Here is a 6,760-nt window from a genome sequence, read left to right on the forward strand (position 1 = left end):
GGGCGCGGTGACGACCAGCTACCCGGTCGGCGGCGGATCGTGGGGGCCGGGGCCCGGCTCCCGGTGGCGCGGCTCCGCCGACCCGACCGGCGCCGGTGCTCCCGGCGGAGCGGGTGGCGCATTCGGACCGGGCGGGCCGCCGACCGACGCGGCCGGCGCCGGGCCGCCGCCGGCCGGTCGGGGCGCGACCGGGCCGGGACTCGGCGGACCGGCGATCAGCCTGCCCACCGGCGGCGGCGCGATCCGGGCCATCGGCGAGACGTTCGCCGCCCACCCGGTCACCGGGACCGGCGGCATGTCCGTGCCCATCCCGGTCAGCGGCGGCCGGTCCGGGTTCCAACCCGACCTGACACTCAGCTACGACTCGGGCGCCGGGAACGGCCCGTTCGGCCTGGGCTGGCAGCTGCCCGTGCCGGCCATCAGCCGGCGCACCGACCGCGGCCTGCCCCGCTACGACGACACCGACACCTTCCTGCTGTCCGGGGAGGACGACCTGGTCCCGGTGCCCGGCGGCACTCCGGTCGCCGGTCACACTGTGCAGCGGTTCCGGCCACGGACCGAGGGGGCGTTCGCCCGCATCGAGCGGTGGACCCGGGACTCCGACGGTGACGTGCACTGGCGCACCCTGTCCGGGTCGAACCTGCTGGCCGTGTACGGCCGCGACGGCGGCTCCCGCATCGGCCTGGGCGGGCGGGTACACACCTGGCTGCTCTGCGAGACCCGCGACGATCGGGGCAACGCGGTCACCTACACCTACAAGGCCGAGGACGCCGCCGGCCTGGACCTGGACCGGCCGCACGAACGGCACCGCACCGACCGGAGCGTCAACCGCTACCTCAAGTCGGTGCGGTACGGCAACACGGTGCCTCTGCTCGACCCCGACGGCCGACGCCCGGTGGACCTGACGCCGGCCCAGATCGCCGACGCCGGCTGGGTGTTCGAGGTGGTGCTCGACTACGGCGAGCACCACCCGGACACCCCGCTACCTGCTGACGCCGGGGAGTGGACCTGCCGGCCGGACCCCTTCTCCACCTACCGCGCGGGATTCGAGGTCCGCACCTACCGGCTGTGCCGCCGGATCCTGATGTTCCACCACTTCCCTGACGAGCCGGAGGTGGGCGCGAACTGCCTGGTCCGGGCGGTGGAGCTGGAGTACGCCAGCGGGCCGGTGCTGTCCACCCTGGTCGAGGTGACCCAGCGCGGCTACGCCCCGGCCGCCGGCGGCGGGCACACCAGCGCCGCACTGCCCCCGGTGACCTTCGAATACACACCGGCCACCATCGCGGCGACCACCCGGGAACTCGAGCGCGGCAGCCTGGAGAACCTGCCAGCCGGCGTCGACGGACGGACCGAGTTGTGGGTGGACCTGGACGGGGAAGGACTCGCCGGGGTGCTGACCGGGCACGAGGGTGCCCTCTACTACCGGCCGAACCTCGGCGCCGGCCGGATCGGCCCGGTCGCCGCGCTACCCACAGTTCCGTCGCTGACCGACCTGGCCGGCGGACGCCAGCAACTGGTCGACGTGAACGGTGACGGGCGGATCGAACTGGTCCAGCTCGGCACCGTACCGGCGGGTTTCGTCAGCCGCACCGACGACGCCGGCTGGTCCGGCTTCCAGCCGTTCACCGAGCTGCCCGCCGTCGACTGGGCCAGCCCCGACCTGCTGCTGCTGGACCTCACCGGGGACGGCCGGGCCGACCTGCTGATCGCCGGTGACACCGTGCTGGCCTGGCACGAGTCGCTGGCCGAGGCGGGGTACGGCCCGGCGCGACCCGCGCTCTGGCCCGTGGACGAGGACCGTGGGCCGCGGCTGCTGCGCTCCGACGACCGGCAGAGCATCTTCCTCGCCGACATGTCCGGCGACGGGCTCACCGACCTGGTCCGGGTCCGCGACGGTTCCGTCTGCTACTGGCCCAACGTCGGTTACGGACGATTCGGCGCCAAGGTCGAGATGGACGACGCGCCGTGGTTCACCGGGCTGGACGAGTTCGACCCGGCCCGGGTGCTCCTCACCGACGTGGACGGCACCGGCGTGATGGACCTGTGCTACCTGGGCCGGCGCGAGATCCGGCTCTGGTACAACCAGTCCGGCAACGGCTGGTCGGCCCCCGCCGAGCTGCCCGACCTGCCGCATGTCACGCCCGATTCGACGGTGACGGTGACCGACCTGCTGGGCACGGGCACCGGCTGCCTGGTGTGGTCGTCGCCGCTGCCCGGCGACGCCGCCGGCCCGGTGCGCTACCTGAATCTGGCCGCCGACGGCAAGCCGCACCTACTCACCCGGGTGGTGAACAACCTGGGCGGCGAGACCACCATCAGCTACGCCGCTTCCACCGCCTTCCAGCTGGCCGACCGGCGAGCCGGTCAGCCGTGGGTGACCGGGCTGCCGTTCCCGGTGCAGGTCGTCGAGCGGGTGGAACAGGTGGACCGGATCACCGGGACCCGGCTGGTCACCGGCTACCGCTACCACCATGGGCACTACGACGGCGTCGAGCGGGAGTTCGCCGGCTTCGGCATGGTCGAGCAGATCGACGGCGAGTCGTTCGTGGACCACGTGTTGGGCGTCGAGGCGGTCGACGGGAACCAGGACACCTCGCCCGAGCTGTTCCAGCCACCGGTCACCACGAAGACCTGGTATCACACCGGCGCCCCGGCCGACCTGTCCGCCGAGTGGTACGCCGGCCGGCACCTGCCCACCGCGGAGCTGCCGGCCGGAATCTCCGCCACCGAGCTGCGGGAGAGCCGGCGGGCGTTGCGCGGCCTGCCGCTTCGGCAGGAGGTGTACTCGTACGACGGCAGTGCCTCGCAGGAGCACCCGTACGGGGTGGTCGAGCAGACGTACCAGGTGCAACGGCTGGACGCGCGGGTGTTCGTCGCCGTCGAGCGGGAGGCGGTCAGCCTCTCCTACGACCGGCAGCCGGACGAGCCCCGGATCAGCCACCGGCTCAACCTGGTCCTCGGCCCGTACGGCAGCGTCGTCCAGGCCGCCGCGGTGGTCTACGGCCGCACCACGCCAGACCCGGAGCTGCCCGCCGAGGTGACCGCCGAACAGCGACGCCGTCACGTCACCTACGGCGAGCAGTGGTACACCCCGGACATCGACGAGACGCTGCCGGTGCCGGCGTACCGGATCCGCTCCGCGTACGAGGCCCTCGGGCACGAACTGACCGGGCTGGCCCCGGCCGGTCCGCTGTTCACCCGCGCCGAACTGCTCGCCGGGTTCGCCGCGGCCACCCCGATCGGGTACGAGGTGGTGGCCGACGAGGTCAGCGCGCAGCGGCGGTTGCTGTCCCGGTCACAGGTGCGGTTCCGGGACAACGCGCTGACGCCGTTGCCGGCCGGGCAGTGGGACAGCCTGGGGCTGGGGCACCAGACGTACCAACTCGCCTTCACCCCGGCCGCGCTGGCCGCCGGCTACGGCACTGCGGTGACCGACGCGGACCTGGCTGCCGCCGGTTACGTGCACCTCGACGGCGGCCCGGACTGGTGGATTCCGTCCGGCGAGCTGCGCTATCCGACCGATCCCGCCGCGCACTTCTACCTGTCCAACGGGGCCCGGGACGCGCTGGGCATGGCGACGGCCGTCACCTTCGACGGCTACCACCTGCTCACCGAGCGGGTGACCATCGACCAGGCGGCCTGGTCGGTCACCACCGCTGTCAACAACTACCTGGTGCTCGGCCCGAGCCTCGTCACCGACCCGAACGGGCAGCGCCGCGCGGTGCGCTACGACGAGTTGGGCCGGGTGGTGGCCTCGGCGCTACTCGGCCGGCCCGGCGCCGGGGACGGTGACACGCTCGACGATCCGACGTTGACGTTCACCTACGACCCGTTCAACTGGGTGGTCAACGGCCAGCCCGCGTACAGCCGGGGCCGGCACCGGGAACGGCACGGCCCGACCAACCCGCGCTGGCTGGAGAGCTACGAGTACAGCACCGGCACCGGTGGTGTGGCGATCACCAAGTCGCGGGTGCATCCGGGCAGGGCCCTGGAGGTGGGGGAGGACGGGGTCGCCGTCGAGGTGGACGCCGACCCGCGCTGGGTCGGCACCGGCCGCACGGTGGTCAACAACAAGGGCAACCCGGTGAAGCGGTACCAGCCCTACTTCAGTACCACCCACGAGTACGAGGACGCGGCGGCGCTGCGTGAGATCGGTGCCACCGCGATTCGCTACTACGACCCGCTGGGCCGGGCCGTGCTCACCCGGTATCCGGACGGCACCCTCAGCCGGGTCGAGTCGACGGCCTGGTCGCACCGGTTGTTCGACGCCAACGACACGGTGCTCGACAGCCAGTGGTACGCCGAGCGGGGCAGCCCCGCCGTCTCCGATCCGGAACCGGCCGACCCGGCCAGCCGCGCCGCGTGGCTCGCCGCCACGCACGCCGACACACCCTCCGTGATCCACTTCGACAGCCTCGGCCGGGCCGTCTACACGGTGGCCGACCGGGGGGCCGGCCAGCGGTTCGGCGTACGCACCAGGGGAGACCTCACCGGACGGTCCTCGGACGGGTACGACGCGCTGGGCCGGCACATCGCCAACGCGGCCACCGCCATGCACGGCGCGGGAGTGCGATCGTGGAGCGCGGAGAAGGGCGAGCGGTGGGTGTTCCAGGATGTGCTCGGCGGGGTGCGCCGGATCTGGGACGAACACGGCCGGACCTTCCGCACCACGTACGACGCCCTGCACCGGCCCGTCGGCCTGTACGTCAGCGAGTCCGCCGGGCCGGAGCGCTGCGTGCAGTACGTGGTCTTCGGCGACCGGCATCCGGACGCGGCGACGCTGGGCCTGCACGGCGTGCCGTACCTGGTGTTCGACCCGGCGGGGCAGGTGCGGGTGCCCGAGGTGGACTTCAAGGGCAACCCGCGCCGCGCCGAACGGAGACTCGCCACCGATCACGTCGACGGCCCGGACTGGTCGCCGGTGGCCGCCGCGCCCGACCACGCCGCGCTGCTGACCGCCGCGGCGCCACTGCTGGAGAGCGAGGTCTTCGGCACCGCCGCCGAGTACGACGCGGTGAACCGCCCGACAGTGGTCACCCTGCCCGACGCCACCGAGCTACGACCGACCTACCTCGAGGGCGGCATGCTGGGCCGGCTCACCGCACGGCTGCGCGGCCAGGGCGCGGAGGTGGAGTTCCTGTCCGAGCAGGACTACGACGCGCTGGGTCGGCGGCGGTTCGCCCGGCACGGCAACGGGCTGGTCACCGAGTACTTCTACGACCCGATGACGTTCCGGTTGGAACGTCTGCTCACCGCCGGGGTTCGCGACCTGCGCTACACCTACGACCCGGTGGGCAACCTCACCCGGGTGGCCGAACCGGGCGCGCCCACCTTCTTCGGCAACGCGGCGGTGCCGGCCGCCAGCGACTACGCGTACGACCCGCTCTACCAGTTGGTCCGGGCGAGTGGGCGGGAGCTGGCCGGGGCGCCGAACGACGCGATCCGCGACCAGATCGACGTGCCGCCGGCCGGAAGCCCCACCGATGCCGGCGCGGTACGTGCCTACACCGAGGAGTACGAGTACGACCCGCTGGGCAACCTCACAGTGCTCCGGCACCGGTTCCGGACGCAGGCCGGGGTTGGCGCCGGCTGGACCCGGCACCACCGGTACGCGTACCAGGACGACCCGGCCGACGCCACGAACCGGCTGGCCGCCACGAGCCTGCCCGGCGACGCCGACGGCGGCCCCTACTCGGCCCTGTACGCGCACGACGCCGTCGGCAACCTGACCGTCATGCCGCACCTGCCGGCCCTGGAGTGGAACGTCCACGACCAGCTCCGCCGGGTCGACCTCGGCGGCGGCGGCGAAGCCCGGTTCGTCTACGCCGCGAGCGGGCAGCGGCTGCGCAAGGTCGTGGACCGGCCGGGCAGCGTCCAACTTGAATGGATCTTCCTGGGTGCGGTCACCGTGTTCCGGAGGCGCAACCGGGTCACCGGCGTCCTCCAGCACGAACGGTGGACCACCACGATCGCTGACGACACCGGCCCGGTCGCCCAGGTGGACGTCAAGACCGTCGACGTCGGCGGCTTCGACCCGGCCAACCCGCTCGGCGTTCCGCTGGTCCGTTACCAGCTCACCAACCACCTCGGCTCGGCCACGCTGGAGACCGACGCGGCCGGGGTGCTCATCTCCTACGAGGAGTACCACCCGTACGGAACTACCGCGTACCGGTACGGCCGGCCGGGTGCCGACCTCAGCCTGAAGCGGTACCGCTTCGGCGGGCACGAGGTGGACGACGAGACGGGCTTCTGCTACGCCGGGGCTCGGTACTACGTGCCGTGGCTGGGCAGGTGGGCGAGCAGCGACCCGGGCGGCTTCGCCGACGGGGGCAACCTGTTCCGGTACTGCCGCAACAATCCGGTGGGAATGGTCGACCCGTCCGGGTTCAAGCCGACCACTGTCAAGGGTCCGGAAACCCACGACATCTCCATCACGGAATCCCACTTCACCGGGTCCGAGAACCCCACGGTGGAGGACTTCCGGCGCTATCTCAGCAGCCACGGCGCGACCCTCGACCCACGGATCAACAACAAGAACTCGGTCATCTACTACCAGGCCAACGTCACCCTCAACCTGGAGGGAGGCAACTGGTCCGAGCACCCGGGCGGCACCTGGGTGCTGCACGCCGTACTGCCGCCTCCGGCACCGCCGAAGCCGAAACCGGCGCCGCCTCCGCCGCCACCGGAGCCGCCACCGGCCGAGCCGCCGCCACCCGCGCCGGCCCCGCCACCCGAACCGCCGCCGGCCGCGCCGCCCGCC

At 72.9% G+C, this 6,760-nt stretch carries 1 protein-coding gene; it reads left to right on the forward strand.

Annotated features, from left to right (window positions below; all coding sequences use genetic code 11):
- Positions 1–7: 7 nt before the first annotated feature.
- Positions 8–6,760, forward strand: a 6,753-nt coding sequence (locus tag PSH03_RS05340; protein WP_308194350.1) for a SpvB/TcaC N-terminal domain-containing protein, incomplete at its 3' end; no start/stop codon positions are given.

Source organism: Micromonospora salmantinae, assembly GCF_022230905.1.
GTDB classification, from domain to species: domain Bacteria; phylum Actinomycetota; class Actinomycetes; order Mycobacteriales; family Micromonosporaceae; genus Micromonospora; species Micromonospora salmantinae.